The following is a 1,202-nucleotide window of genomic DNA, read 5'->3' on the forward strand; positions in this document are numbered from 1 at the left end:
GGCGGATTCAGGACGCTAACGCAACACCCGCGATCAACTCCGCGAGCACGTTACATGGCTTCCTCCAGCCGAGTGTCTTCCGCGGCCGGATATTGAGCAACCTCTGGACTTCGGTGAGATCCTGCGCCGGGATCTCACCGAAGCTCGTGCCTTTGGGATAGAAGTCCCGAATCAACCCGTTGGTGTTCTCGTTGCTACCCCGCTGCCACGGCGAATGCGGATCACAGAAGAACACCTGACACCCGGTCGCCACGGTGAACTTCGCATGCTGGGCCATCTCCTGTCCCTGGTCCCACGTGATCGTGCGCATCAGATCCGCAGGCAGGCCCTCGACCATCTGCCCGAGCACATCGATCACCGTGGCACTGTCCCGACCCCCGGGCAGATGCCCGATCAGCACGTACCGACTCGACCGCTCCACCAGCGTGACAAGACCTGAATTATCCGGCCCCACAACGAGATCGCCTTCCCAATGCCCCGGCACCGCACGGTCGTTCACCTCCGCGGGACGCTCACTGAGCCGCGCACCGTCCAGCCACGGCCGAGTGTTGCGCGCCGGCAGTTTCGACCGAGGCTTCCGCTTGGCCCGCCCCGTCCGTAACGCCTTGACCACCCTCAGTTCGTCTCGCAGAGCACCACGGCCCTGGACATACAGTTCCTGGTAGATCGTCTCGTGTGAGATGTGCATCTCCTTCCGATCCGGGAACATGATCTTCAGTTCCGCCGCGACCTGTTCGGGCGAGTACTTCAAGTTCAACAGATCCTTGACCTCACCACGCAGTTCCGGATCGTCGAGCTTGCGCACCTGGCTGCGTGGCCGCGCACGTAACGCCCGGTAGTGCGCGACATCTGCGCTGTAGCGTTGCTCGCCCCAGTCGGTGACGCTGTGTGCGCGCACCTCCCGAGAGACGGTCGAGGCCGACACCGCGAGTTCGGTGGCGATCCGACGCATCGACCACGGCTCCGGCATCGCCAGTGCAGCCTGGATGAACGCTCGATCCGCCAAGGTCAACCGTCGATACGACCGACCGGAGGTCTGTGGCGGCTCGGCATCGACCGGGAGCGGGGTCACCCCGCCGGCCCGACCCAGGTTCAGATCCAGTCCTGCGCTCGCTGCCCACCGGTCCACCGTCATTCTCGACACACTCAAAGTGTTGCCGAGCTCGACCGCGGAGCATCCACGGACCAACCCTCGGTACGCG

Annotated in this window: 1 protein-coding gene; it reads right to left on the minus strand. The window is 64.2% G+C overall.

The features are described from left to right. Window positions 1-7: 7 nt before the first annotated feature. Entirely contained in the window at window positions 8-1,189 is a 1,182-nt protein-coding gene (locus EV641_RS29095) for an IS30 family transposase (protein ID WP_241997545.1), read from the minus strand. Between the last annotated feature and the right edge of the window lie 13 nt (window positions 1,190-1,202).

The sequence above is a fragment of the Rhodococcus sp. SMB37 genome (genome assembly GCF_004345605.1).
Classification (GTDB): domain Bacteria; phylum Actinomycetota; class Actinomycetes; order Mycobacteriales; family Mycobacteriaceae; genus Rhodococcus.